The following is a 26,365-nucleotide window of genomic DNA, read 5'->3' on the forward strand; positions in this document are numbered from 1 at the left end:
GGCCAGGGCTCAGCCCAGCGCGTCGAGCAGCTCCGTCTCGAACTCGATCTGGCTGCGGTTGTGCTGCAGCACCGCGCCGTCGACCAGGAAGGTGTCCTCGACCCGCTCGCCCAGCGTGCTGATCTTGGCCAGCTGCAGGTTGATCTGGTGGCGCGCCAGCACCCGGGCGATGCTGTAGAGCAGGCCGGAGCGGTCGCTGGCCGAGACCGACAGCACCCAGCGCTGCGCCCGTTCGTCCGGGCGCAGCTGCACCCGAGGCGAGATCGGGAAGGACTTGACCCGGCGCGACAGCCGGCCCCGGCTGGGCTCGGGCAGCGGGCCTTCCTCGGTCAGGGTGGCCATCAGCTGGTGCTCGACCAGCGCGATCAGGTCGCGGTAGGCCTGGTCGAAGAAGGGCGTGATGACCTGGAAGGTGTCGAGCGCGTAGCCGGCGCGGGTGGTGTGCACCCGGGCGTCGAGAATGCTGAACTGCGCCGCGTCGAAGTAGCCGCAGATGCGCGCGAACAGGTCCTGGCGGTCGGGGGCGTAGACCAGCACCTGCAGCCCTTCGCCGACCGGCGAGAGCCGTGCGCTGACCAGCGGCTGCGGCGTGTCGGCGCGGCGGTTCAGCGCCCTCGCGTGCCAGGCGATCTCGTTGCTGTCGTGGCGGGCGAAGTAGTTGAGGTCGAGCGTCTTCCACAGCGCCTCCTCGGCGCCGGGCAGCATCGAGTGCAGCGCCAGCAGCTGGCGGGATTCCTGCTTGCGCAGCTCGATCTCGGCGTCCATCTGCGGCTTGGCGCCGCCCAGCGCGCGCAGCGTGGCGCGGAACAGGTCCTCGAGCAGCTTGCCCTTCCAGGCGTTCCAGACCTTCGGGCTGGTGCCGCGGATGTCGGCCACCGTCAGCAGGTAGAGCGCCGTGAGACGACGCGGATCCTTGACATGGCTGGCGAAGGCGTCGATCACGTCCGGGTCCGACAGATCCTCCTTCTGCGCGACCCGCGACATCGTCAGATGCTCCTTGACCAGGAACTCGATCAGCCGGGCGTCGTCCCGGGCGATGCGGTGGTCGCGGCAGAAGCGCCGCACCTCGACCGCGCCGAGGTCGGAGTGGTCGCCGCCGCGGCCCTTGGCCACGTCATGGAAGAGCGCGGCCACATACAGCAGCCAGGGCTTGTCCCAGTGCGCGGCCAGCTGCGAGCAGAACGGGTACTCGTGGGTGTGCTCGGCGATGAAGAAGCGGCGCACATTGCGCAGCACCATCATGATGTGCTGGTCCACGGTGTAGACGTGGAACAGGTCGTGCTGCATCTGGCCGACGATCTTGCGGAACACCCAGAGGTAGCGCCCGAGCACCGAGGTGTCGTTCATCAGCCGGAAGACATGGGTCTGGCCCTGCGGCTGCTGCAGGATCTCCATGAAGGTGGCGCGGTTGACCGGATCGGCGCGGAACTTCGCGTCCATCAGCTCGCGGGCGTTATAGAGCGCTCGCAGCGTGCGCGCCGACAGGCCCTTGCAGCCATGGCTGCGCTGGAAGACCAGGAAGGTCTGCAGGATGGCGTGCGGGTCGCGCTGGTAGAGATCGTCGCTGGCCACCTCGATCAGGCCGCCGCGGTCGAAGAAGCGGGCGTCGATCGGCCGCATCGGCGCATCGCGCGAGCCCGACACATGCTCCTCGATGCCCAGCATCAGGATCTGGTTGAGCTGCACCACCGCCTTGGCCGCCCAGTAGTAGCGCCGCATCAGCGCCTCGCTGGCGCGCCGCTCCGGGGTGGAGGCGTAGCCGAAGCTCTCGGCCACCGCGGTCTGCAGGTCGAAGACCAGACGGTCCTCGCGCCGGCCGGCGATGGTGTGCAGCCGCGCGCGGATCAGGCGCAGCAGGCCCTCGTTGCGCTGCAGCTGCGTGGCCTCGAAGCGGGTGATCAGGCCCTTCTTCACCAGCTCGGCCCAGGAGCGGCCCAGACCGGCGCCCTGTGCCACCCAGCGCACCACCTGCAGGTCGCGCAGGCCGCCCGGGCTTTCCTTGCAGTTGGGCTCGAGCGAATATGGGGTGTTCTCGTACTTCACATGGCGCTGCTGCATCTCGAGCGTCTTGGCGCGCAGGAAGGCGGCCGGGTCGAGCACGTCGGCGGTCCAGCGCCTGAACTGGTCGAAGAGCTTGCGGGTGCCGCAGAGAAAGCGCGCCTCCAGCATCGCGGTCTGCACCGTCACGTCGGCCTGCGCCTCGGCGACGCACTCGTCGACGGTGCGCACGCTCGAGCCGATCTCCAGGCCGATGTCCCAGCAGGCGGTGATGAAGGCCTCGATGCCGGCGCGGCGCGGGTCGGGCGTGGCATCGGGGTCGAGCGCCTGGCCGTGCGGCTCGGCCATGTCGTCGGGCAGCAGCACCAGCACGTCGACATCCGAGTGCGGGTAGAGCTCGCCGCGGCCATAGCCGCCGACGGCCACCAGCGCCGCGCCGCGCGGCAGATCGCCCTGCTGCCACAGCTGGGTGATCACGCCGTCGACATGCTGGCTGATCTGGCGCACCAGCTGCGAGGCCGCCGGCACGGTGGCCGGGCCGTCGCGGAACTGGCGGATCAGGGTCTGCTTGCCTTCGCGCATCAGCCGGCGCAGCTCGGCCACCGGCAGCACGTCGGAGACGTCGCTGCGACGTTCGGACAGACGCATCCCCACGCTCAGCAGCGGGTGGTGGTGACGAAGTCGGGCAGCGGCGGGCTGCCGTCCGACAGGGTCAGCACCTCGTAGCCGGTCTCGGTGACGACGACGGTGTGCTCCCACTGCGCCGACAGCGAGCGGTCCTTGGTGACGATGGTCCAGCCGTCGCCGCCTTCCTTGATCTCGCGCCGGCCGGCGTTGACCATCGGCTCGATGGTGAAGATCATGCCGGGCTTGAGCTCGTCGAGCGTGCCGGGGCGGCCGTAGTGCAGGATCTGCGGTTCCTCGTGGAACTTGCGGCCGATGCCGTGGCCGCAGAACTCGCGCACCACCGACAGGCCCTGGTTCTCGACGAAGGTCTGGATGGCGTTGCCGATGTCGCCCAGCCGGGCGCCCGGCCTGACCTTCAGGATGCCCTTCCACATCGCGTCGTAGGTGAGCGCGCACAGGCGCTTGGCCGCAATCGAGCCTTCGCCGACCACGAACATGCGGCTGGTGTCGCCGTGCCAGCCGTCCTTGATGACGGTGATGTCCAGGTTGACGATGTCGCCGTTCTTCAGCGGCTTGTCGTTCGGGATGCCGTGGCAGATCACCTGGTTGACCGAGGTGCAGATCGACTTCGGATACGGCTTGTAGCCCGGCGGCTGGTAGTTCAGCGGCGCAGGAATGGCCTTCTGCACGTTCACGATGTGGTCGTGAGCGATGCGGTCGAGCTCGTTGGTGGTCACGCCCGCGCGGACGTGCGGGCCGAGAATGTCCAGGACTTCGGAGGCGAGGCGGCAGGCCGTGCGCATCGCCTCGATGTCTGCGGCGGTCTTGATCGTGATCGACATGGTGGGCGATTATCGCATCCATGGACAACATCGATACCCTGGTGGTCGGCGCGGGCGTGGTGGGGCTGGCCGCGGCGCGCGCGCTGGCGCAGGCCGGCCGCGAGGTGGTGATCGCCGAGGCGCGCGAGGCCTTCGGCACCGTCACCAGCGCACGCAGCAGCGAGGTGATCCACGCCGGCCTCTATTACCCGACCGGTTCGCTCAAGGCGCGGCTGTGCGTGCGCGGGCGCGATCTTCTGTATGCCTTCTGCGCCGGGCGCGGCATCGCGCACCGGCGCTGCGGCAAGCTGATCGTCGCCACGTCCGAGGCGCAGCTCGGCCGGCTCGACGCGCTGCAGGCCCAGGCGCAGGCCAACGGCGTGCACGATCTGCAGCGTCTGAGCGCCGAGCAGGCGCGCGAGATGGAACCCGCGCTGGCCTGCGTGGCCGCGCTGTGGTCGCCCTCGACCGGCATCGTCGACAGCCACGGCCTGATGCTGGCGCTGCTGGCCGACGCCGAGGCCGCCGGCGCGGTGCTGGCGCTGAAGTCGCCGGTGCAGGCCATCGAGGCGATCGACGCCGGTCGCGGCGGCTACCGGGTGACGATCGCCGGCGAGACGCTGCAGGTGCGCCGGCTGGTCAATGCCGCCGGGCTGGCGGCGCCCGATCTGGCCGCGCGCCTGCAGGGGCGCCCGCCGGGCGCGCCGCGGCCGCCCGAGGCGCATTTCTGCAAGGGCAGCTATTTCACCTTCGCGGGCCGCGCGCCGTTCTCGCGGCTGATCTACCCGGTGCCGGAGGCCGCCGGCCTGGGCGTGCATGTCACGCTGGACCTGGGCGGACAGATGCGCTTCGGCCCGGATGTCGAGTGGCTGGACATCCCATCCGAGGCGCAGATCGACTACCAGGTCGATGCGCGCCGCCAGGCCGGCATGGCCGAGGCGATCCGGCGCTACTGGCCGGGCCTGCCCGAGGGTGCGCTGCAGCCCGGCCACGCCGGCGTGCGGCCGAAGATCTCGGGGCCGCAGGCGCCGTCGGCCGACTTCCGCATCGACACCGAGGCGGTGCACGGCCTGCACGGGCTGGTCGAGCTGCTGGGCATCGAGTCGCCCGGGCTGACCGCCTCGCTGGCGATCGGCGAACAGGCCGCGGCCGCACTGGGCGACGCACTCCACTAGAATCCCGGACTTGTCTCACGGTCCGGCCGCCGGCCGGGCCCGCGCTGGCCGCGGCATCGCGCAGCCCGCCGACCCCACCGCATCAACAGCCCTTCGGGACTCACACGCGTGTCTTCCTCCTCCCCCAAGCACCTCCAGCATTTCGAGGGCGGCAACGCCCTTTCCGCCTTCCGCGCCCAGGCGCTGCTGCCGCGCCTGCAGGCCGTCAGCGCCCGCATCGTCGGCGTGTCGGCCCGCCATGTGCACTGGGTCTGGAGCGACACCGCGCTCGACGCGGCCGCCACCGACAAGCTCGCCGCGCTGCTGACCTATGGCGACGCCGCCGAGACCTCGGCCGAGGGCGAACTGGTGGTGGTGATGCCGCGCCTGGGCACCGTGTCGCCGTGGGCCTCCAAGGCCACCGACATCGCCCACAACTGCGGCCTGGACATCCACCGCGTCGAGCGCGTCACCGAGTTCCGCCTGCAGCTCAAGTCCGGCCTGATCGACGCGCTCAAGGGCGGCGCCAGGCCGCTCTCGCGCGAGGAGCTGCAGGCCTGCGCGATGCTGCTGCATGACCGCATGACCGAGTCGGTCGCCTTCGAGCGCGAGGCCGGCCGCCACCTGTTCGACGTCCAGACGGCCGAGCCGCTGGCCCATGTCGACGTGATCGGCCAGGGCCGCGCGGCGCTGGAAGTCGCCAACAAGGACTTCGGCCTGGCGCTGTCGGACGACGAGATCGACTACCTGGTCAAGGCCTTCACCGAGCTCAAGCGCAACCCCAGCGACGTCGAGCTGATGATGTTCGCGCAGGCCAACTCCGAGCACTGCCGCCACAAGATCTTCAACGCCGACTTCACCATCGACGGCGAGCGCCAGCCGCTGTCGATGTTCGGCATGATCCGCAACACGGAAAAGCTCGCGCCGCAGTCGACCGTCATCGCCTACAGCGACAACGCCGCGGTGATGGAAGGCGGCCCGGTCGAGCGCTGGCTGCCGCAGGGCTACACCAATGCGCCGCAGTACGGCGCACGCGCCGAGACCGCGCATGTGCTGATGAAGGTCGAGACGCACAACCACCCGACCGCCATCTCGCCGTTCCCGGGCGCCTCCACCGGCGCCGGCGGCGAGATCCGCGACGAGGGCGCGACCGGCCGCGGCTCCAAGCCGAAGGCAGGTCTCACCGGCTTCCATGTCTCGAACCTGAACCTGCCCGGCACGAACGAGCCGTGGGAGAACGATGCCGTCGGCAAGCCCGAGCACATCGCGAGTCCCCTGCAGATCATGACCGAGGGCCCGCTGGGCGGCGCGGCGTTCAACAACGAGTTCGGCCGCCCGAACCTGGCCGGCTACTTCCGCGTCTTCGAGCAGACGGTGGCTGGCGTGCGCCGCGGCTACCACAAGCCGATCATGATCGCCGGCGGCCTGGGCACGATCAGTGCCGGCCAGACCGACAAGCTGCCCTTCGGCGCCGGCACCCTGCTGGTGCAGCTCGGCGGCCCGGGCATGCGCATCGGCATGGGCGGCGGCGCCGCCTCGTCGATGGCCGCGGGCACCAACACCGCCGCGCTCGACTTCGATTCGGTGCAGCGCGGCAACCCCGAGATCCAGCGCCGCGCGCAGGAGGTGATCAACCACTGCTGGGCGCTGGGCGCGACCAACCCGATCATGGCCATCCATGATGTCGGCGCGGGCGGCATCTCCAACGCCTTTCCCGAGCTGGTCGACGGTGCGGGCAAGGGCGCGACCTTCGACATCCGCAAGGTGCCGCTGGAGGAGACCGGCCTGGCGCCGAAGGAGATCTGGTGCAACGAGAGCCAGGAGCGCTATGTCCTGGCGGTGAACCCGGACCTGCTGCCGCTGTTCGACGAGATGTGCCGCCGCGAGCGCGCGCCCTACGCGGTGGTGGGCATCGCCACCGACGACCGCGAGCTGATCCTCGAGGACGGCCCCGGCGGCGAGCGCCCGATCGACATGCCGATGGACGTGCTGCTGGGCAAGCCGCCCAAGATGCACCGTGACGTCACCCGCGTCGCGCGCACCGAGCAGCCGCTCGACCTCACCGGCGTGAACCTCGACGAGGTGGCGCTGAGCGTGCTGCGTCACCCGACGGTGGCCTCCAAGCGCTTCCTGATCACCATCGGCGACCGCACCGTGGGCGGCATGAGCCACCGCGACCAGATGGTGGGCCCGTGGCAGGTGCCGGTGGCCGACTGCGCGGTCACGCTGGCCGACTACGCCGGCTTCCGCGGCGAGGCGATGTCGATGGGCGAGCGCACCCCGCTGGCCTCGCTGGATGCGCCGGCCTCCGGCCGCATGGCCGTCGCCGAAGCCATCACCAACCTGCTGGCCGCGCCGATCGAGCTGTCGCGCGTGAAGCTCTCGGCCAACTGGATGGCCGCCTGCGGCGAGGCCGGCGAGGACGCCGCGCTCTACGACACCGTCAAGGCGGTCGGCATGGAGCTGTGCCCGGCGCTGGGCATCGGCATCCCGGTCGGCAAGGATTCGCTGTCGATGCGCACCAGGTGGAGCGACCAGGGCGAAACCAAGCAGGTCGTGGCCCCGGTCTCGCTGGTCGTCACCGCCTTCGTCACGCTCGACGATGTGCGCGGCACGCTGACGCCGCAGCTCAAGACCGACACCCCGGCGGGCCTGGACACCACGCTGATCCTGATCGACCTCGGCCAGGGCCGGAACCGCATGGGCGGCTCGATGCTGGCGCAGGTGCTCGGCCAGTTCGGCGACACCGTGCCGGACGTGGACGATCCGGCCCAGCTCAAGGCGCTGGTCGCGGTGGTCAACGAGCTGCGCGCGGCCGGCAAGCTGCTGGCCTACCACGACCGCAGCGACGGCGGCCTGTGGGCGGCTGCCTGCGAGATGGCCTTTGCCGGCCATGTCGGCGTGAGCCTGAACGTCGACCTGCTGGTCACCGAGGGCGACGGCATCAGCGACAGCCGCGCCGACATGGGCGACTCGAAGAACTGGGCCGCCCAGGTCGGCGAGCGTCGCAACGAGCTGACGCTCAAGGCGCTGTTCAACGAGGAACTCGGCGTCGTGCTGCAGGTTGCCACCGCCGACCGCGACGAGGTGATCCGCACGCTGCGCGCGCACGGCCTGAGCCGCCACAGCCATGTCGTCGGCAAGACCAACAACCGCCGTGCGGTCGAGGTCTGGCGCGACGCCAAGACGGTGTTCAGCGCGCCGCTGCAGCAGCTGCACCAGGCCTGGGACGAGGTGAGCTGGCGCATCAGTGCGCAGCGCGACAACCCGGCCTGCGCCGACAGCGAGCACGCCGCCGCAGGCGCGCCGGACGACACCGGCCTGCATGTCGCGCTGAGCTTCGACGCCAGCGAGGATGTCGCCGCGCCCTTCATCGCCAAGACCCGTCCGAAGGTGGCGATCCTGCGCGAGCAGGGCGTCAACTCGCATGTCGAGATGAGCTACGCGATGGCGCAGGCCGGCTTCGACACCTTCGACGTGCACATGAGCGACCTGCAGGCAGGCCGCGCGCGCCTCGAGCAGTTCCACGGTCTGGTCGCCTGCGGCGGCTTCTCGTATGGCGACACGCTCGGCGCCGGCGAGGGCTGGGCGCGCTCGGTGCTGTTCAACCCGCTGCTGGCGGAGCAGTTCACCACCTTCTTCCAGCGCCAGGACACCTTCGCGCTGGGCGTGTGCAACGGCTGCCAGATGATGGCCGCGCTCAGCCCGATCATCCCGGGCGCGCAGGACTGGCCGAAGTTCACCCGCAACAAGAGCGAGCAGTTCGAGGCCCGCCTGTCGCAGGTCGAGATCCTCGAGAGCCCGTCGATCTTCTTCCAGGGCATGGCCGGCAGCCGCCTGCCGATCGCCGTCGCCCATGGCGAAGGCTTCGCGGACTTCTCGCAGCGTGGCGATGCGGCCAGGGTCCACCGCGCGATGCGCTTCGTCGATTCGGCGGGTCGTCCGACCGAGGCCTATCCGGCCAACCCGAACGGCAGCCCGGACGGCCTGACCTCGGTCACCACCGCCGATGGCCGCTTCACCGTGCTGATGCCGCACCCGGAGCGGGTCTTCCGCAACGTGCAGCTGAGCTGGACCTCGGGCGACGTGTCGGCGCGCAGCCCGTGGGCGCGCATGTTCGGCAACGCGCGCCGCTGGGTCGGCTGAAGACCGCAGAGCGCAGCACCCGCACGGGTCTCGAGCCCGTGCCCGCCAACGACCAAGGGGCCGGCACCGTCAGGTGGCCGGCCCCTTGTGCGTCGGGGAGTTCGGAAAAGGGTGGGCTGGAGTGGTGGAGGGCGGGCCGGCGCGCGGCTGTCCTCAGTGATCCTGGGGCAGAGGCCGGCCTTCGGTCGTGCTGCGGTGGGCCTGGATCGCTGCGCGCACCACCTGCGCTGCACCATCGGCGCATTCGGGGAGCTGCTCGACGCGGTCCTGCTCGATGGCCTGCAGCACGATCTCGGTCAGAGCGCCGACGATCGCGTTGGCCTGCCAGGCGGCGGCATCACCTTCGGCCTGCTGAGGCAGATCGGCGATCAGGTCCGCGAGCTGGCGATGCACCTTGCGGCGCGCCTGCAGGCCCTCGGAGCCGACCGCCAGCACATCGATGAAGAGCGTGCGCATCAGCAGCGGATTGGCGGCCAGGTGGCCGAAGTAGGCCTTGACCGCCTGATCCACCCGCGTCGTCCAGTCCTGGGACGGCTCGATGGCTTTCGACAGCGAGCTGATGCTGCGCTGGCTGGCATTCTCGTAGAGCGCGATCAGGCACTCCTGCTTGGTCCGGAAGTGCTCGTAGAACGTTCGCTTCGACACCCTGGCCGCGGTGGCGATGTCGGCGATGGTGGTGTCTGCATACCCCTTGGTGGCGACGCAGCGCGCCATGCCCTCGAGGAGACGAGTACGGTGGTCCAGTGAAGAAGAGATTATGGCTGTTTGCTCGATCATGGGGCTTCCCCTCTGCCCAATCGTACTTGAGCTTTCCTGCTTGAAAGCAGAAAAAATGATAAAAAAGGGTACCTATCATTACCAAAGACTACCGAATCTGTGTGGTCGATAGCAATGAAAGGCTTCGTGACGAACTTGGCGTCACGAAGTCTCAAGTCTCGGAGCGCAAGGGTGACAGCAAAGCAGCGAAGTGGTACGGCTCTTACCCGTTTATTTGATTTTGTTTCTTGCTGCTTTGGAATGAATCCGTTCCATTCAGGCGAAATATTCATCCTGGCGCAGATAACGCCACTGTCCGACCGGCAGATGGCCCAGCGGAACGCTGCCGATGCGCACCCGCTTCAGGCCGACGACCTTCAGGCCGACCGCCTCGCACATGCGTCGGATCTGACGTTTCCTGCCTTCACGCAGCACGAAACGCAGTTGATCTTCGTTCTGCCAGCTGACCTTGCAGGGACGAAGCTGCTTGCCGTCCAGACTCAGGCCGTGGTTGAGCAGCGCCAGGTCCTCGTCGCGCAGGCGGCCCTCGCGGGTGTATTCGACCCGGACCAGATATTCCTTTTCCACCTCGGATTCATCGCCGATCAGCTGGCGGGCGACCCGGCCGTCCTGGGTCAATACCAGCAGACCGACAGAATCGATGTCGAGCCGGCCGGCCGGAGCGAGGTTTCGCAGATGGCCCGGATGCCAGCGCAGACCGGAACGATCCTCCGCCCACTGATTTTCCGGACGAATCAGCGCAACGGCTGGCTCATACCCGTCCTCGGCCTGGCCGCTGACATGACCGATCGGCTTGTTCAGCAGGATGGTGACGCGACGGGCCTGTTCCTTGTGCGCCCGTTCATCCACCTCGATGCGGTCGCCGGGTTGCACGCGCTGACCCAGCACCGCCGGCTCGCCGTTGACGCTGACCCAGCCGGCCTCGATCCATTCGTCGGCCTCGCGGCGCGAGGCCAGGCCGAGCGCGGTCATGCGCTTGGATAGGCGCTCGCCGTCCTGCTCGGGCCGTGCAGGGGCGGTGGCGGCTGCAGCCGCTTCCACCATCTGCCGGGCCAGCTGCGGGTTGGCCACGCTGCGCAGCGGCCGTGCGGCGGGATCGCGCTGCACGGGCGGGCGATCCTGGCGCTGCTGCGGGCGGCCGGTGTCCGGATTGCGGCTGGCGCGCTCAAGAATCTGGCGCGCACGCTCGGCATTGCCGACGCTGCGCAGCGGCGAGGCCGGGGCCTCGATGCCCGGACGACCCGGGCGTGCGGCACGCGGATCGCGGCGATCGCCATGGCGCGGATCTTCGCGGCGGGGCTCTCGTCGGGCGTCGTGACGTGGATCCTGACGGGGATCGCGCCGAGCCTCGCGGGGATCGCGGCCGCCACGGGCCTCGCGCGGGTCACGCGGGTCGCGCGAATCGCGGGCGTCGCGCGGGCCGGGTCGGCCCCCTGGGCGGCGCTCGTCCTGCCAGCGCGGCGTCTCGGACGGGGCCGGGCGCCGGGCCAGCTCCTCGGCCTGGCGGGCGCGCTGCTCCTGGGCCTCGGCCAGCGTCGGGCGCTGGCGCATGCCGCTGCTGCGCAGCGGCCGGTTGCGGGAGGAGGGGATGTCGGCGCCGGCGCCGGGTTTCTTTTTCAGTGTGAGCGTGACCATGTCGTGTTTTGACAGCCTGACCTGAAGCTGGGCAGAAGGGAGCCGCCACAGGCCTGTGCTATCTTCAATCGCAGTATTGAACAACAGAGAGATGCCCCGTCAATCGGGGCGTTTTCTTGTCCGAGCCTCAGGAAAGGGTTGATTGCGTGGATATCGTGATGTTGTTGAAGGCGGCGGTGATGGGCATCGTCGAGGGGTTGACCGAGTTCCTGCCGATCTCGAGCACCGGCCACCTGATCCTGGCCGGCCAGCTGCTCGGCATGCAGGACCACATGAGCGAGGCCACCGTCAAGGTCTTCGACATCGCCATCCAGACCGGTGCGATCTTTGCGGTCATCCTGGTCTACTGGCAGCGTCTGTCAGGGACCGTCACCCATCTGGGCAGCAGCCGTGACGCGCGCCGCTTCGCGCTGAACGTGCTGATCGGCTTCCTGCCGGCGGTGGTGCTGGGCCTGCTGATCGGCAAGATGGTCAAGGCCCATCTGTTCACGCCCATCATCGTCGCTTCCGCCTTCATCGTCGGCGGCCTGATCATCCTGTGGGCCGAGCGCCGTCCGGCCAGCGCGGTGAGGGTGCACTCGGTCGACGACATGACGGCGCTGGATGCGCTGAAGGTCGGCCTGGTGCAGTGCTTCGCGATGATTCCCGGCACCAGCCGCTCGGGCTCGACCATCATCGGCGGCATGCTGATGGGCCTGTCGCGCCAGGCCGCGACCGACTTCAGCTTCTTCCTCGGCATTCCGACGCTGATCGGCGCCGGCGCCTACAGCCTGCTGAAGGAGCGCGAGCACCTGTCGATGGCCGACGCGCCGATGTTCCTCGTCGGCCTGGTGTTCTCCTTCCTGTCGGCCTGGCTGTGCGTGCGCTGGCTGCTGAAGTATGTCGCGACGCACGACTTCGTGCCCTTCGCCTGGTACCGGATCGGCTTCGGTCTGCTGATCCTGGTGACCTCCTACACGGGCGTGGTCAACTGGACCGAGTGAAGACCAGATCCCAGACGCCGTGGCCGAGCTTCAGGCCACGGTTCTCGAACTTGGTCAGCGGCCGGTAGTCCGGCTTCGGCGCATAGCCCTCGGCGGTGTTGGCCAGCTGCGGCTCGGCCGACAGCACCTCCAGCATCTGCTCGGCATAGGGCTGCCAGTCGGTCGCGCAGTGCAGATAGCCGCCCGGCGCCAGCCGGGTGACCAGGCGGGCGACGAACTCCGGCTGGATCAGCCGGCGCTTGTTGTGCTTCTTCTTGTGCCACGGATCGGGAAAGAAGATGTGCACGCCGGCGAGCTGGCCCGGCGCGATCATGTGCTCGAGCACCTCGACCGCGTCGTGCTGGACGATGCGCAGGTTGCCCAGCTCGCGCTCGTCGATCAGCTTGAGCAGCGCGCCCACGCCGGGCGTGTGCACCTCGACGCCGAGAAAGTCGGTGTCAGGGCGGTTCGCGGCGATCTCCGCGGTGGCCCCGCCCATGCCGAAGCCGATCTCCAGCACCAGCGGCGCGCTGCGGCCCCAGACGGCTGCGGCGTCGAGCGGCTCGGCGCGGTAGGGCAGGCAGAAGCGCGGGCCGAGTTCCTCGAGCGCACGGATCTGGCCGGTGCCCATGCGGCCGGCGCGCACCACGAAGCTGCGGATCGCGCGGCGCGGTGCGCCTTCGGTGGAGGTGTCGTCGGCATCCGTGCCGATCGGTTCGAGGGGGGGCTGGGAGTCGTTCATGGAATGCGAAGCGCCGCATGCGACAGTGCGGCGCGTGAATATTTCAAGATGAAACCCCGGAAACAGGGGCTTTCAACACTGGACAGGAAGAAACCGGCGATATTGACCTGTCGGGGGTCATTCGGGCCGGCTAGGCTCAGAGGATGCGCGATTCTGCACCAAGCCCGGACCGGCCCGGGCACGATGACGCTGCCGCCGGACTTCTCGACCGCCGTCGCTGCCTGGGCCGTCTGGCCGCTCTGGCGCTGGCCGGCGGTGCTGTCCCGGCCAGCGCGGCCCGGCGCCGCCCGGGCCGGGACAGCGCCGCAGCCAGCCTGCCGGCACCGGTCGACCAGCTGCCCGCGGTGCTGCGGCAGGCGCTCGAGTCCAGCGGTCTGCCGCTGGAGAGCTTCGGCCTGCACGCGCAGCCGCTCGATGGCGGCGAGGCGCTGCTGTCCTGGCAGGCCGCGCGGCCCTTCGTGCTGGCCTCGACCTCGAAGCTGCTGACCTCGATGGCGGCGCTGGACCTGCTCGGTCCGGCCTACTGCTGGCGCACCCGCGCCTACCTGAGCGGTCCGCTGACCCAGGGCCGGCTGCTGGGCGATCTGGTGATCCGCGGTGGTGGCGACGCGACGCTGACCAGCGCCGATCTGCTGCAGTGGTTCCGCGAGATCCAGGCCCAGGGCCTGCGCGAGGTCTGGGGCGACATCGTCATCAACCGCGAGGCCTTCCGGCTGCGGCCCGAGGATCTGGTGACCACGCCGGAGCCGACGCCGGAGCGGCCGCACCATGTTCGTCCGGATGCGCTGGCGCTCGACGCCGGCGTGGTGCGGGTGGCGCTGCGCAGCGACGCGGGCGGGCGCACCGACATCGAGGTCACCCCGCCGCTGCACGATGTGCGGCTGGTCAACAGCCTGGGGCGGGGCGGTGGCTGCGCGGCCAGCGCGGTGCTGCGCGACGATGGCTCGCAGCTGCAGCCCCAGCTGCAGGTCAGCGGTCAGTGGTCGCCACGCTGCGGCGCGCAGCAGATCCGCTTCGCGCCGGTGGGCGTGCGCGATCTGGGTGCCCGTGCCATCGAGGGCCTGTGGCTGCAGGCGGGCGGCGTGCTGCGCGGCCGGGTGGTCGAACATGACGGCGGCACCCCGACGCCTTGGCGTGTCACCGAGGCCGGTGGCGGTGCGGCGCCGTTTGCCGAGCATCTGTCGGCGCCGCTGTCGGTGCAGCTGCGCGAGATGAACAAGCGCAGCGACAACCTGATCGCACGTCATCTGATGTTGAGCCTGGCGCCGGACTTTCCCGATCGTTCGGCCACTGCCGAGGCGGCGCGGCTGCGCATGCGTGACTGGCTGCGCCGGCGCGGCGGGCTGCGCGACGAGGCGGTCGTCGGGCTGGACACCGGCTCCGGCCTGTCGCGGCTGGAGCGCGCCACGCCGCAGGCCTTCGTCCACCTGCTGCAGCGCGCGGCCCGCGGGCCGCACTGGAAGCTGCTGCAGCGCACGCTGCCGGTGGCCGGCGTGGACGGCACGCTGGAGGGGCGGCTGCGCGGCAGCGCTGCCCAGGGCCGCGCCTGGCTGAAGACCGGCACCCTGCTCGACACCCGTGGCCTGGCCGGCTGCGTGCAGACCCGGGGCGGACGCATGATCGCGGTCACGCTGCTGGCCCATCATCCGGACCAGAGCCTGATCGCCGCTGCGGTGCCGGCGCTGGATGCCTGTGTCGACTGGATCGCGCATCTGGCATAATCGCCAACCAGCCGATGTGCACCCGGGCGGGTGTAGTTCAATGGTAGAACGGCAGCTTCCCAAGCTTCATACGAGGGTTCGATTCCCTTCACCCGCTCCAGTCCTTGCCGGCCTTGCCGCCTTCTTCCTCAGCCCCTGCAGCTCTCATGGCTTCAGGGGCTGTGTCATTTTGCGAAGCATGAAGACTGTCCTGCCCCCTTCTCGCCGTGCCCTGCTGGGCGCCCTGTTCCTGACCCTGGCCGTACCGGCCCTGCCGGTCGCGGCGCATGACTTCACGGCCGGTTCGGTCGTCGTCGACCATCCGTATGCGGCACCGACACCCACAGGCGCGCGCAGCGGCGCGGTCTATTTCCGGATGCTGACGAACGAGGGCCGCCAGCCCGACCGGCTGCTGAGCGCACGCAGCCCGGTGGCTGCGCGCATCGAGATCCACGAGAGCACGATGGAGAGCGACGTGATGCGCATGCGCGCGCTGCCGGCGCTGGAGCTCGCGCCCGGCGCGGCGGTGCCGCTGCGTCACGGCGGGCGCCACCACCTGATGCTGATGGAGCTGAAGCAGCCGCTGCGCGACGGCGACCGTTTCCCGGTCACGCTGGTGTTCGAGCGCGGCGGCAGCACCGAGGTGATGGTCGACGTGCATCCGGTGCGTGCGGCCCGCAAGCCTGCGGGCGGCGCGGCGCATCACTGAACCGGGTGATCCGGCGGGCTCCTACTGGAAGGCGCGGTCGAGCCGGAAGCGGCTGACCGATCCGGTCAGCCGGCGCGCTTCGTCCTCCAGGCTGGCGGTGGCCTGGCTGGACTGCTCGGCCAGCGTGACATTGGCGTCGCCGGCCTTGGACAGCATCTCCACCGCCTCGCCGAGCTGGGCGATGCCCGAGGTCTGCGCGAAGGTGGTTTCCCAGATGTCCTTGACCAGGCGGTTCATCGTCTCGACCTGGGTGGCCATGTCGACGATGGCGCGGGCAGTGCCGGCGGCCAGATCGGTGCCGCTGCCGACCTGGCGGGTGCTGTCGGCCGCCAGCGTGCGGATCTCGCGTGCCGCCAGCGAGGAGCGCTGCGCCAGCATGCGCACCTCGGTGGCGACCACCGCAAATCCGCGGCCCTGATCCCCGGCCCGTGCGGCCTCCACCGCCGCGTTCAGCGCCAGCAGATTGGTCTGGAAGGCGATCGACTCGATCACGCCGACGATCTCGCTGACCCGTGCCGACGAGGCGGCGATGCCGCTCATCGTCTCGCTCATGCGCCCCATCGCTTCCTGGCCGCGTCGTGCCGCCGTCTCGACGCTCTCGACCAGACCGGCCGCCTGCTCGGCCGCCTGGGCGCTGTGGCTGATCATTCGCGTCACTTCGGCCAGATTGCCGCGCACATGGCCGAGCTCGTCCAGATGGCCGGCGGTGCGGCTCTTCAGGTCGAGGTTGCCGGCATGGATCTGCGCGCAGACGCTGGCCATGCGCAGGCTGCCCTGGCGCAGTTCGGACACCATGTCGCCGAGCTGGGTGCGCATGCGCTCGAGCGACTGCAGCAGCCGCGCGGTCTCGTCGCGGCCCTCGACCGCGACCTGGCGGCTCAGGTCGCCGCCGGCCACCGCCTCGGCGAGGTCGACCGCCTGGTCGAGCGGGCGGGTCACCGAGCGGGCGAGCTGCCAGCTCAGCAGTCCGAGACCCAGCACCGACAGGCCGAGCAGCAGGAGCTGCAGGCTGCGACCCCGCTCCACGGTGGCATCGAACTCGGCCATCGACTGGCTGCTCAGCGCGTTGCCGCGAACCACGGTCACATCCACCGCGGCCCGGTGCTTCAGATAGAGCGCGTGCACCACGTCCAGCTGCTGCCGGGCCGCATCCGGATCACCGGCGTCCAGGCGGACGAGCATGAGCTGCGCGGCGCCGATGAGCTCGACCGCCGCCTGATGCTGGGCGCCGAGCAGATCCTGCTCGAGACCGAAGGGTGGATTGGCCTGCCAGTGCCTGACCCGGGCCTGATATTCCTTGTCCAGTCGGGCCAGCTCGCTCTTGGCCTGAGCGGTGTCGAGCCGGCCTTCGAGCGCCTGCGACAGCAGCAGGCGCATCTCGATCAGGTACATCGGCGGGGGCAGGATGTCGGCGACCACGTCCTTGGCAACAAAGGCGCGCTGGCTGGCCTGCGACAGCCGGGATTCGCTCCACAGGCCGGTCAGCGCGCAGGCCGAGACGGCGGTGATGCCGATTGCGGCCATCGCGATCTGGCGGGTCCGGACGGACATGCTGTTCAGGAAGGTCATCGGGCGGCTATCCGTGGCAAGAGTCCTGTCCGACATCGGCGACAGGTTCTGCCCGGATGGAGCCGTTTCCATTCAAGCCATGTCCTGAGCTGCCGGACGTGGCGCAGTGTCACTGCCTCGCGGGTGCCCGAATCGGCAGATAAGAACGGGAATCGGCTGAGATTGACGCAGCCTGGTGCGGATGGCACCAGAAGTGTGCGTTTGTCTTCAGTGGCTGCCTTGACTGTCTCAGCTGCCCAGCAGCGCCGCGCGCGTCAGCAGCAGCACCTGGTCATGGCCGGCGCTGGTCTCCAGCCAGATCGCCTCGAGCTGCGGGAAGGCGGCCTCGAAATGCTCGCGCTCGTTGCCGATCTCCAGCACCAGCACCGCGTCGGGCGACATGCGCGCCGGCGCGTCCTTCAGCAGCTGGCGCACGAAGTCCATGCCGTCGCTGCCACCGGCCAGCGCAATCTGCGGCTCGGCCAGGTATTCGGGGGGCAGTGCCGCCATCGACGCGGCGTTGACATAGGGCGGGTTGCACAGGATCAGGTCGTAGGGGCCGGCCAGCGCGGGCGCGCTCAGGCCGTCGCTCTCGACCAGGCGGATGCGCCCGGCCAGGCCGTGGCGGTCGACGTTGAGGCGTGCCACCGCCAGCGCGTCCGGGGAAATGTCTGCGGCGTCGACCTCGATGTCGGGGAATGCCATCGCCGACAGCACCGCCAGGCTGCCGTTGCCGGTGCACAGGTCCAGCACCCGGCGGGTGTCGGGCGAGAGCCAGGCGTCGAGTTCGGCGCCCAGCTCGGCATCAGCCAGCAGCTCGGCGATGAAGGAGCGCGGCACGATGACGCGCTCGTCGACATGGAAGGGCACGCCCTGCAGCCAGGCCTCGCCGGTCAGGTAGGCGGCCGGACGGCGGCTGTCGATGCGGCGCTGCACCAGCGCCTCGACCTGCGCGGCGGCCTCAGGGGTCACCGCGTCGTCCGCGACCTCGTCGAGGGCGTGCAGCGGGTGGCCGAGCTGCCACAGCACCAGCCAGGCAGCCTCGTCGAAGGCGTTGGTCGTGCCGTGGCCGAAGCTCACGCCGGCGGCGTCGAGCCGCGCGGCCATCGCCTCGACGAGCTGCAGCGTGGTGAGGGATGCGGCGGCGGGAGAGGAGGAAGCGGTCGAAGTCATGCGAGCAGGCGCTCCAGCGTGCGCAGGTAGATGTCCTTGAGCGGGCCGAGCGCGGAGAGTTCGCAGTTCTCGTCGATCTTGTGGATGGTGGCGTTGACCGGGCCGAACTCGACCACCTGCGGGCAGATGCGCGCGATGAAGCGGCCGTCGGAGGTGCCGCCGCTGGTGGAGAGCTCGGTCTCCAGGCCGGTGATGTCGCGGATCGCGCCGGCCAGCGCCTCGACCAGCGGGCCCGGCCGGGTCAGGAAGGGCCGCCCGCTCAGGCTCCAGTCGAGCCGGTAGTCCAGGCCGTGGCGGTCGAGCACCTCGTGCACCCGCGCCTGCAGGCCCTCGGGCGTCGACTCGGTCGAGAAGCGGAAGTTGAAGTCGGCCACCAGCTCGCCCGGAATGACGTTGGTGGCGCCGGTGCCGGCGTTCAGGTTGGAGATCTGCCAGCTCGTCGGCGGGAAGTGGTCGTTGCCGGCGTCCCAGACGACGGCGGCCAGCTCGGCCAGCGCCGGCATCGCCAGGTGGATCGGGTTCTTCGCCAGATGCGGATAGGCGATGTGGCCCTGCACGCCGCGCACCGTCAGCCGGCCCGACATCGAGCCGCGCCGGCCGTTCTTGACCATGTCGCCCAGGCGCTCGACCGAGGTCGGCTCGCCGACGATGCAGGCGTCGAGCCGCTCGCCGCGGGCCTCCAGCCAGTCGCAGACCTTGACCGTGCCGTCGCGCGCCGGGCCTTCCTCGTCGCTGGTGAGCAGGAAGGCGATCGCGCCGCGGTGGTCGGGACGGGCGGTGACGAACTCGCGCACCGCCTCGACCATCGCCGCCAGCGAGGTCTTCATGTCGGCGCTGCCCCGGCCCCACAGGCGGCCGTCGCGGTGCGTCGGCACGAAGGGGTCGGAACTCCACAGTTCGACCGGGCCGGTGGGCACCACATCGGTGTGGCCGGCGAAGACCAGCGTCGGACCGTCGCCGCCTGTCCCGGAGCGCTTGGCCCAGAGGTTGCTGACGCGGAAGTCGTCCGGGCCGAAGGGCAGGTCGTGGCAGTCGAAGCCGAGCGGGCGCAGCTCGGCGGCGATCAGCGCCTGGCAGCCGGCGTCGTCGGGCGTGACCGAGCGGCGGGCGATGAGCTGCTCGAGCAGCGTGAGGGTGGGCAGGTGCATGGAAAAGGAAGCGGAAGCGGAGAAGGCTCAGCGCTGCTTGGCAGGAAAGGGGCGCGGCGTGAGGCCGACGGCCGCGCGGCCCGGCGGGGTGACGCCGCTCATCGGCATCGTGCCGGTTGCCGCGCCGCGGCGCGGCTCGGGCACCACGTCGAGTTCGATCTCGGTGAAGGACGGGCCGGCCTCGGCCTCGGGCTCCTCGTCGGCGCTGCGGCGTCCGGGCGCCATGTCGTTCTGCAGCCGCCACAGCAGATTGGTCGGCGAGTCGGCATGGGCCACGCCCTCGTCGCGGGTGACCAGACCCTCGGTGATCAGCCGGGCGATGTCCTGCTCGAAGGTCTGCGAGCCCTCGGCCATCAGCCGCTCCATCGCGTCCTTGACGCCGGAGAGGTTGCCCTGGTCGATCATCTCGGAGACCAGCTGGGTGTTGAGCAGCACCTCGACCGCCGGCATGCGGCCGCCCTGGGTCGAGCGCAGCAGCCGCTGCGAGACGATCGCGCGCAGGCCGGCGGCCAGATCGGACTGCAGCGCCGGCCGCGCCTCGGGCGAGTAGAACGACAGGATGCGGCCCAGCGCATGGTGGCTGTTGTTGGCATGCATCGTCGACAGCACCAGGTGGCCGGAGAGCGCATAGGACAGCGCCGCGCTCATCGTCTCGCGGTCGCGGATCTCGCCGATGAAGATGCAGTCGGGCGCCTGGCGCATCGCGTTCTTCAGGCCGATCTGCAGCGACTGCACGTCGCGGCCGACCTCGCGCTGGTTCACCACCGACTTGTGGTTGGTGAACAGGAACTCGATCGGATCCTCGATGGTCAGGATGTGCCCGGCGACCTGGCGGTTGCGGTGCTGGATCATCGAGGCCATCGTGGTGCTCTTGCCAGTGCCGGTGGCGCCGACCATCAGCACCAGACCGCGCTTGGCCAGCGCGAGCGTCGCCAGGATGTCGGGCAGGCTGAGCGTCTCCAGCGCCGGGATCTCGGTCGGCATGAAGCGGAACACGCCGGCGATGGTGCCGCGCTGCTTGAAGGCCGACAGCCGGAAGGTGCCCAGCCCGGTGATCGGCACGCCGACATTGAGCTCGCCGGTCTCGTCGAGCTCCTCGAGCTGGGTGGCGCCGAGCACCTCGGCCAGCAGCTGGCGCGGCTGGTTCGCGCCCAGCGGCTCCTGCGTGAGCTGCAGGATCTGGCCGTGGATCTTGATCAGCACCGGCATGTTGGCCGACAGGAACACGTCGGAGGCGCGTTTCTCGGCCATCAGCCGCAGGATGCGCTCCATGTTGCGCGTGCCGTTCATCGTCTTCTTCCCCCTTCGTGTTCCGGTGCGGCGCGGTCGACGCGATCGCTCGGTCGATCCGCGTGGGCGATCAGTCGCGCAGCAGGTCGTTGATGCTGGTCTTCGAGCGGGTCTGCGCGTCGACGCGCTTGACGATGATCGCGGCGTACATGCTGTAGTCGGCGCCGTTGGCGGCCTTCTTCGGCAGGTTGCCGCTCACCACCACCGAGCCCGATGGCACGCGGCCGTAGGAGATCTCGCCGGTGGCGCGGTCGAAGATCGGGGTCGACTGGCCCAGATACACGCCCATGCCCAGCACCGAGTGCTCCTCGACGATCACGCCCTCGACCACTTCGGAGCGTGCGCCGATGAAGCAGTTGTCCTCGATGATGGTCGGGTTGGCCTGCAGCGGCTCCAGCACGCCGCCGATGCCCACGCCGCCCGACAGGTGCACGTTCTTGCCGATCTGCGCGCAGGAACCCACCGTGGCCCAGGTGTCGACCATGGTGCCGGCGTCCACATAGGCGCCGATGTTGACGTAGGACGGCATCAGGATCGCGCCGGGCGCGACGAAGCTGCCGCGGCGGGCGACGGCCGGCGGCACCACGCGCACGCCGGTGGCGCGCAGCTGCTCCTCCGACAGGCCGCCGAACTTGGTCGGCACCTTGTCGAAGAAGGTCAGGGCGCCTTCGCCCATCACGACGTTGTCGTTCAGGCGGAAGCTCAGCAGCACCGCCTTCTTCAGCCACTGGTGCACCGTCCACTGGCCGACGCCTTCGCGGCTGGCCACGCGCAGGCGGCCGGCGTCGAGCTCGTTGATCGCGTGGGCGACGGCCTCGCGGATCTCGGCCGGGGCGGCGGCGACGGACAGGTTCGCGCGGTCTTCCCAGGCGGCTTCGATGACGGATTGCAGTTGGCTCAGGTCGGACATGGGGATCTCTCGGAGGGGATTCGAAGGAAGGGGAAGGGCGCGGCGGCGCCCGGGTCGGAACGCAGGGTCAGGACGCGGTGTTGGCGCGGATGAAGGCGGCGATGCGGTGCGCGGCCTCCAGGCACTCGTCGACGCCGGCCACCAGCGCCATGCGCACCCGGCCGGCGCCGGGGTTGATGCCGTGGGCCTCGCGCGCCAGGTAGCTGCCCGGCAGCACCGCGACATTGTATTGAGCCAGCAGCTCGCGGGTGAACTCGGTGTCGCTGCCGCCGCAGACCGCCTCGGGCACCTTGGCCCACAGGTAGAAGCTGGCGTCGGGCAGCGCCACATCCATCACCTCGGCCAGCACCGGCGTGACCTGCGCGAACTTGCGCCGGTACATCTCGCGGTTCTCGACCACATGCGCCTCGTCGTCCCAGGCGGTGATGCTGGCCTGCTGCACCGTGGTGCTCATCGCGCTGCCGTGGTAGGTGCGGTAGAGCAGGAAGGCCTTCAGCAGCGCCGGATCGCCGGCGACGAAGCCCGAGCGCAGGCCCGGCACGTTCGAGCGCTTGGACAGGCTGGTCAGCACCACCAGGCGCTCGAGGCCACGGCCCAGGCGCTTGGCCGCCTGCAGCGCGCCCAGCGGCGGCTCGTCGCGGAAGTAGATCTCGGAGTAGCACTCGTCGGAGGCGATGACGAAGCCGTGGCGGTCGGACAGCGCGAAGAGCTGCTCCCATTCCTCCATCGGCACCACCGCGCCGGTCGGGTTGCCGGGCGAGCAGACGAAGAGCAGCTGCGTGCGCGACCAGGTCTCGTCGTCGATCTGCGACCAGTCGGCGGCGAAGTTGCGCGCCGGATCGCTGTTGGCGAAGACCGGCGTGGCGCCCGACAGGTAGGCCGCGCCCTCGTAGATCTGATAGAAGGGATTCGGGCAGACGACGACCGGGCCGCTGCGCTCGCGGTCGCGGCTCGGGTCGATGACGGTCTGCGCCAGCGAGAACAGCGCCTCGCGCGAGCCGTTGACCGGCAGGATCTCGGTGTCGGCGTCGAGCGTGACGCCGTAGCGGCGCTCGATCCAGCCGGCGCAGGCGCGGCGCATCGCCGGCAGGCCGGCGGTGGCCGGGTAGGCCGCCAGCCCGTCGAGCGAGCTGGTCAGCGCGAGCTTCAGGAACTCCGGCGTCGGATGCTTGGGCTCGCCGATGCCCAGGCTGATCGGCGCGAGATCCGGGTTCGGTCGGACATCCTTGGTCAGCGCGCGCAGGCGCTCGAAGGGATAGGGCTGGAGACGCGTGAGCAGGGGGTTCATGGGTGCCGGATTATCCGGTATCCGGCCTGTGTCCGGCTCGCGCCCGGCCCGGTCAGGGCCCGGTGCTATCATCGCGCCCGCCCCGTGATCGATGCTTGCGGGAAAATCACTTTCAGATCAAAGACTTGCGGCCGATGCGCCTGAATTCGATCAAGCTCGCGGGCTTCAAGTCCTTTGCCGATCCGACCCATTTCCAGCTGCCCGGGCAGCTGGTGGGCGTGGTCGGCCCCAACGGCTGCGGCAAGTCCAACATCATGGACGCGGTGCGCTGGGTGCTGGGCGAGAGCAAGGCCAGCGAGCTGCGCGGCGAGTCGATGCAGGACGTGATCTTCAACGGCTCCGGGCAGCGCAAGCCCGCCGCCCGCGCCAGCGTCGAGCTGATCTTCGACAACGCGTCGGCGCGCGCCGGCGGCCAGTGGAACCAGTACGCCGAGATCGCGGTGCGCCGGGTGCTGACCCGCGATGGCACCAGCCAGTACTACATCAACAGCCAGCCGGTGCGCCGGCGCGATGTGCAGGACGTGTTCCTGGGCACCGGTCTGGGCCCGCGCGCCTACGCCATCATCGGGCAGGGCACGATCAGCCGCATCATCGAGTCTCGCCCCGAGGAGCTGCGCCTGTTCCTGGAGGAGGCCGCGGGCGTCTCCAAGTACAAGGAGCGCCGCCGCGAGACCGAGAACCGCCTGAAGGACACCCGCGAGAACCTGACCCGGGTCGAGGACATCCTGCGCGAGCTTGACGCCAACCTCGAGAAGCTCGAGGCGCAGGCGCAGGTGGCGCAGCGCTTCCGCGACCTGCAGCAGGCCGGCACGCTGAAGCTGCACCAGCTCTGGTTCCTGAAGCACCGCGATGCCACCGGCGAGCAGCAGCGGGTGCGCGAGGCGGTGCTGGCGGCGACCAACGCGCTGGAGTCGCGTCTGGCCGAGCTGCGCCGCACCGAGGCGGCGCTGGAGTCGCTGCGCCAGTCGCACCATGAATCGAACGACGCGCTGCATGTCGCCCAGGGCCGTCTGGCCGAGGCGGCGATGCAGGTCAGCCGCCTGGAGGAGCGCATCCGTCATGTGGCCGACGCGCGCCGGCGCAGCCAGCAGCGGCTGATGGAGGCGCAGGCCCAGGCCGCGCAGTGGGTCGAGCGTCAGGCCGAGGCCCAGGCGCAGCTCGAAGACCTGGCCGGTCGCCAGATCGAGGCCGAGGAGCAGGCCGCGGTGCTGGCCGCGCAGCTCGAAGATCACACCGAGGCGCTGCCCGCCGCCGAGGACCGGCTGCGCCAGGCCACGCAGCAGGCCGGCGCCGAGCGGGCCCGCGCCACCGGCGTGCAGCAGCAGATCCAGCTGCTGGCGGCGCAGTCGCGCCACCTCGACGAGCGCCGCCGCGAGCTTGAGCTGCGCCGCGAGCGTCTCGGCACCGAGCGGCGCCAGCTCGCCGCGCCGGATGCCGAGCGGCTGGCGCTGCTGCAGGCGCAGCTCGACGAGGCCCGCGATCTGCAGGTTCAGGCCGAGGAGCGGCTGGCCGCGCTGACCGAACAGCTGCCCGAGCTGGAGGAGCAGCGCCGCGCCGCGCAGCAGCTCGCCAGCCAGGAGCAGGCGCGCCGCGCCCAGCTGGCCGCCAAGCTCGACGCGCTGCGTGCGCTGCAGGAGAAGGTGCAGCGCGGTGGCCGGCTGCCGCCCTGGCTGGCGCGTCACGGCCTGGACGGGCTGGCGGCGCTGTGGACCCGGCTGCAGGTCGAGCCGGGCTGGGAAAGCGCGCTGGAGGCGGCGCTGCGCGAGCGTCTGCAGGCGCTGGAGATCGGCCGGGTCGAGACGGTGCGCGCCTTCGAGGCCGATCCGCCGCCGGCGCGGCTGGTGTTCTGCAGCCTGGCCGAGGCCGGCCGCACCGAGGCGCCTGTCGAGGAGGCGCCGCGCCTGCCGCTGCCGACGCTGGCCTCGCGGCTGCGCCTGGGCGATGTGGCGCTTTCCGGGCTGCTGGAGGACTGGCTGGCGGGCTGCCGCACCGCGCCGGATCTGGCCGCGGCGCTCCTGCTGCGCGAGCGGCTGCGCCCGGGCGAGCTGATCCTGACGCCGGCCGGCCATGCGGTCAGCCGCCATGCGGTGGCCTTCCATGCGCCGGACTCCGAGCAGTCCGGCCTGCTGGCGCGCGCGCAGGAGATCGAGCAGCTCGACCGCCAGACCCGCGCGCAGGTGCTGCTGGCCGACGGCGCGCGCGACGCGCAGGTGCGTGCCGAGGCGGCCGCCGCCGAGGCCTCGCGCCAGCTCGCCGGCGCCCGCCGCGAGGCCGGCGAGGCGCAGTCGCGCGCGCATCAGCTGCAGGTCGAGGTGATGCGCCTGGCGCAGCAGGCCGAGCAGGCCACCCGCCGACGCGATCAGCTCGACGCCGAGATCGCCGAGATCGACCTGCAGGCCGAGGACATCGAGGAGCGTCGCCAGACCGATCAGGCCCGGCTGGAAGAGCTGGATCTGCAGCTCGGCGACGCGCAGGAGGCGCAGGTCGCCGCCGAGGACCGGGTGCTGGAGGCCGAGCGGCGTCTGAACGATGCCCGCGAGCAGCTGCGCCGGCTCGAGCGCGGCGCGCAGGAGGCGCAGTTCGGTGCCCGCGCGCTGGAGGCGCGCCGCGGCGAGCTGCAGCGCGCGATCGAGACCGCCGCGCAGCAGATCCGCGCCGCCACCCAGACCGAGAGCCAGCTGCAGCTCGAGCTCGAGGGCTTCGACGAGGCCTCGACCAGCGAGGGCCTGCAGGAGGCGCTGGCGCTGCGCATCGAGCGCGAGCAGGCGCTCTCGGGCGTGCGCTCGCGCCATGAGGAACTCACGCTGCAGCTGCGCCAGCATGACGAGCGCCGCGGCGCGCTCGAGCGCGAGCTGCAGCCGCTGCGCGACGACATCACCCGGCTGCAGCTCGAGGAGCAGGCCGCCTCGCTGGGCGGCGCGCAGTTCATGGAGCAGTTGCAGGCCGCCGGCGTCGATCTGGCGCCGCTCGCCGAGGGCATCGCCCGGGACGGCGTGCGCCTGCACGGCCTGCAGGCCGAGATCGACCGGCTGCAGCGCGAGATGAACGCGCTGGGCGCGGTCAACCTGGCCGCGCTCGAGGAGCTGGGCTCGGCGCGCGAGCGCAAGGGCTTCCTGGATGCGCAGAACGCCGACCTGCAGGAGGCGATGCAGACGCTGGAGGAGGCGATCCGCAAGATCGACGCCGAGACGCGCGACCTGCTGCGCAGCACCTTCGAGCGGGTCGACGCCGGCTTCGGCCAGATGTTCCCGTCGCTGTTCGGCGGCGGCACCGCCCGGCTGGTGATGACCGGCGAGGAGATTCTCGACGCCGGCGTGCAGGTCATGGCGCAGCCGCCGGGCAAGAAGAATTCGACCATCCACCTGCTCTCGGGCGGCGAGAAGGCGCTGACCGCCATCGCGCTGGTCTTCGCGATCTTCCAGCTCAACCCGGCGCCGTTCTGCCTGCTCGATGAGGTGGATGCGCCACTGGACGACGCCAATACCGAGCGATATGCCCGTCTCGTGCGCAAGATGTCTGATCAAACGCAGTTCCTGTTCATCTCGCATAACAAAATAGCGATGGAAATGGCAGAACAGCTCATCGGGGTGACAATGCAGGAGCAGGGGGTCTCGCGCATCGTCGCCGTCGACATGGAGGCTGCCGTCTCGATGGCGGACTCATGAGATGAGCCTGTGCCTGGCAGGGCTGCCGCGCTGCGCGAGCAACGACACGACTGAAGACAAGGAAAACAGGGT

Annotated in this window: 17 protein-coding genes and 1 tRNA gene; 7 read left to right on the forward strand and 11 right to left on the reverse strand. The window is 70.4% G+C overall.

The genetic code is table 11. The annotated features are described in order from the left end of the window. Positions 1–9: 9 nt before the first annotated feature. Both NFT33_RS10450 and map read right to left on the reverse strand, forming a co-directional pair. Positions 10–2,646 carry a [protein-PII] uridylyltransferase gene (locus NFT33_RS10450; RefSeq protein ID WP_251675142.1) on the reverse strand — a complete coding sequence of 879 codons (2,637 nt, stop codon included), beginning with the start codon at positions 2,644–2,646 and terminating at the stop codon, positions 10–12. Between the two features lie 8 nt (positions 2,647–2,654). After that, a complete protein-coding gene (map, locus tag NFT33_RS10455; RefSeq protein ID WP_251675144.1) occupies positions 2,655–3,467 on the reverse strand; it encodes a type I methionyl aminopeptidase in 813 nt (270 codons plus the stop codon). A 20-nt stretch (positions 3,468–3,487) separates the two neighbouring features. Here map and NFT33_RS10460 point away from each other — a divergent pair, with 20 nt between their 5' ends. Together NFT33_RS10460 and purL are read left to right on the forward strand one after the other, a co-directional pair. Next, positions 3,488–4,621, forward strand: a complete 1,134-nt coding sequence (locus tag NFT33_RS10460; RefSeq protein ID WP_251675146.1) for an NAD(P)/FAD-dependent oxidoreductase — start codon at positions 3,488–3,490, stop codon at positions 4,619–4,621. A 108-nt stretch (positions 4,622–4,729) separates the two neighbouring features. Then, positions 4,730–8,746: a phosphoribosylformylglycinamidine synthase gene (purL, locus tag NFT33_RS10465; protein WP_251675148.1), complete on the forward strand. Its 4,017-nt coding sequence runs from the start codon at positions 4,730–4,732 to the stop codon at positions 8,744–8,746. A gap of 153 nt (positions 8,747–8,899) precedes the next feature. Here purL and NFT33_RS10470 read toward each other — a convergent pair whose 3' ends face one another. Then, positions 8,900–9,460: a TetR/AcrR family transcriptional regulator gene (locus NFT33_RS10470; RefSeq protein WP_149505264.1), complete on the reverse strand. Its 561-nt coding sequence runs from the start codon at positions 9,458–9,460 to the stop codon at positions 8,900–8,902. A 318-nt stretch (positions 9,461–9,778) separates the two neighbouring features. After that, a complete protein-coding gene (locus NFT33_RS10475; RefSeq protein ID WP_251675151.1) occupies positions 9,779–11,158 on the reverse strand; it encodes a pseudouridine synthase in 1,380 nt (459 codons plus the stop codon). A gap of 146 nt (positions 11,159–11,304) precedes the next feature. Between NFT33_RS10475 and NFT33_RS10480 the strand changes: the two genes are divergently transcribed. Further along, positions 11,305–12,141, forward strand: a complete 837-nt coding sequence (locus NFT33_RS10480) for an undecaprenyl-diphosphate phosphatase (protein ID WP_220784265.1) — start codon at positions 11,305–11,307, stop codon at positions 12,139–12,141. Here NFT33_RS10480 and trmB read toward each other — a convergent pair. Further along, positions 12,125–12,862, reverse strand: coding sequence for a tRNA (guanosine(46)-N7)-methyltransferase TrmB (gene trmB / locus NFT33_RS10485; RefSeq protein ID WP_251675152.1), 738 nt, complete (start codon positions 12,860–12,862; stop codon positions 12,125–12,127). The two genes, NFT33_RS10480 and trmB, sit on opposite strands and share 17 nt — an antisense overlap. A 143-nt stretch (positions 12,863–13,005) precedes the next feature. Here trmB and dacB point away from each other — a divergent pair, with 143 nt between their 5' ends. The 3 genes from dacB to NFT33_RS10500 all read left to right on the forward strand — a co-directional run bounded on the left by dacB (position 13,006) and on the right by NFT33_RS10500 (position 15,271). Then, positions 13,006–14,583 (forward strand): D-alanyl-D-alanine carboxypeptidase/D-alanyl-D-alanine endopeptidase, encoded by a 1,578-nt coding sequence (dacB, locus tag NFT33_RS10490; protein WP_251675154.1) that lies wholly within the window; start codon positions 13,006–13,008, stop codon positions 14,581–14,583. A gap of 26 nt (positions 14,584–14,609) precedes the next feature. Then, positions 14,610–14,683 (forward strand) — tRNA-Gly (locus tag NFT33_RS10495). A gap of 78 nt (positions 14,684–14,761) precedes the next feature. Continuing rightward, positions 14,762–15,271 carry a copper chaperone PCu(A)C gene (locus tag NFT33_RS10500; RefSeq protein ID WP_251675155.1) on the forward strand — a complete coding sequence of 170 codons (510 nt, stop codon included), beginning with the start codon at positions 14,762–14,764 and terminating at the stop codon, positions 15,269–15,271. A gap of 21 nt (positions 15,272–15,292) precedes the next feature. Here NFT33_RS10500 and NFT33_RS10505 read toward each other — a convergent pair whose 3' ends face one another. From NFT33_RS10505 to dapC, 6 genes are all read right to left on the reverse strand, one after another. Beyond that, the gene (locus tag NFT33_RS10505; protein ID WP_251675156.1) at positions 15,293–16,822 is read right to left on the reverse strand and encodes a methyl-accepting chemotaxis protein; all 1,530 of its coding nucleotides are present in this window, start codon (positions 16,820–16,822) and stop codon (positions 15,293–15,295) included. 246 nt (positions 16,823–17,068) lie between these two features. Then, on the reverse strand, positions 17,069–17,992 hold the full coding sequence (gene prmB, locus NFT33_RS10510; RefSeq protein WP_251675157.1) for a 50S ribosomal protein L3 N(5)-glutamine methyltransferase: 924 nt from the start codon (positions 17,990–17,992) through the stop codon (positions 17,069–17,071). Further along, a complete protein-coding gene (dapE, locus tag NFT33_RS10515) occupies positions 17,989–19,140 on the reverse strand; it encodes a succinyl-diaminopimelate desuccinylase (protein ID WP_251675158.1) in 1,152 nt (383 codons plus the stop codon). Before dapE ends, prmB begins: the two co-directional genes overlap by 4 nt. Positions 19,141–19,167: 27 nt before the next feature. Next, positions 19,168–20,430: a PilT/PilU family type 4a pilus ATPase gene (locus NFT33_RS10520; protein WP_149503808.1), complete on the reverse strand. Its 1,263-nt coding sequence runs from the start codon at positions 20,428–20,430 to the stop codon at positions 19,168–19,170. Between the two features lie 70 nt (positions 20,431–20,500). Then, positions 20,501–21,340, reverse strand: a complete 840-nt coding sequence (dapD, locus tag NFT33_RS10525; protein WP_251675159.1) for a 2,3,4,5-tetrahydropyridine-2,6-dicarboxylate N-succinyltransferase — start codon at positions 21,338–21,340, stop codon at positions 20,501–20,503. Positions 21,341–21,407: 67 nt separating this feature from the next. Next, complete coding sequence (gene dapC, locus NFT33_RS10530) at positions 21,408–22,628, reverse strand: succinyldiaminopimelate transaminase (protein WP_251675160.1); 1,221 nt, start codon at positions 22,626–22,628, stop codon at positions 21,408–21,410. Between the two features lie 134 nt (positions 22,629–22,762). On the opposite strand from dapC, the gene smc reads away from it, so the two are divergent. Then, entirely contained in the window at positions 22,763–26,293 is a 3,531-nt protein-coding gene (smc, locus tag NFT33_RS10535) for a chromosome segregation protein SMC (RefSeq protein WP_251675161.1), read from the forward strand. Positions 26,294–26,365 lie beyond the last annotated feature (72 nt).

Origin of the sequence: Sphaerotilus sp. FB-3, assembly GCF_023706025.1 — a bacterium.
GTDB lineage: Bacteria > Pseudomonadota > Gammaproteobacteria > Burkholderiales > Burkholderiaceae_C > Sphaerotilus > Sphaerotilus sulfidivorans.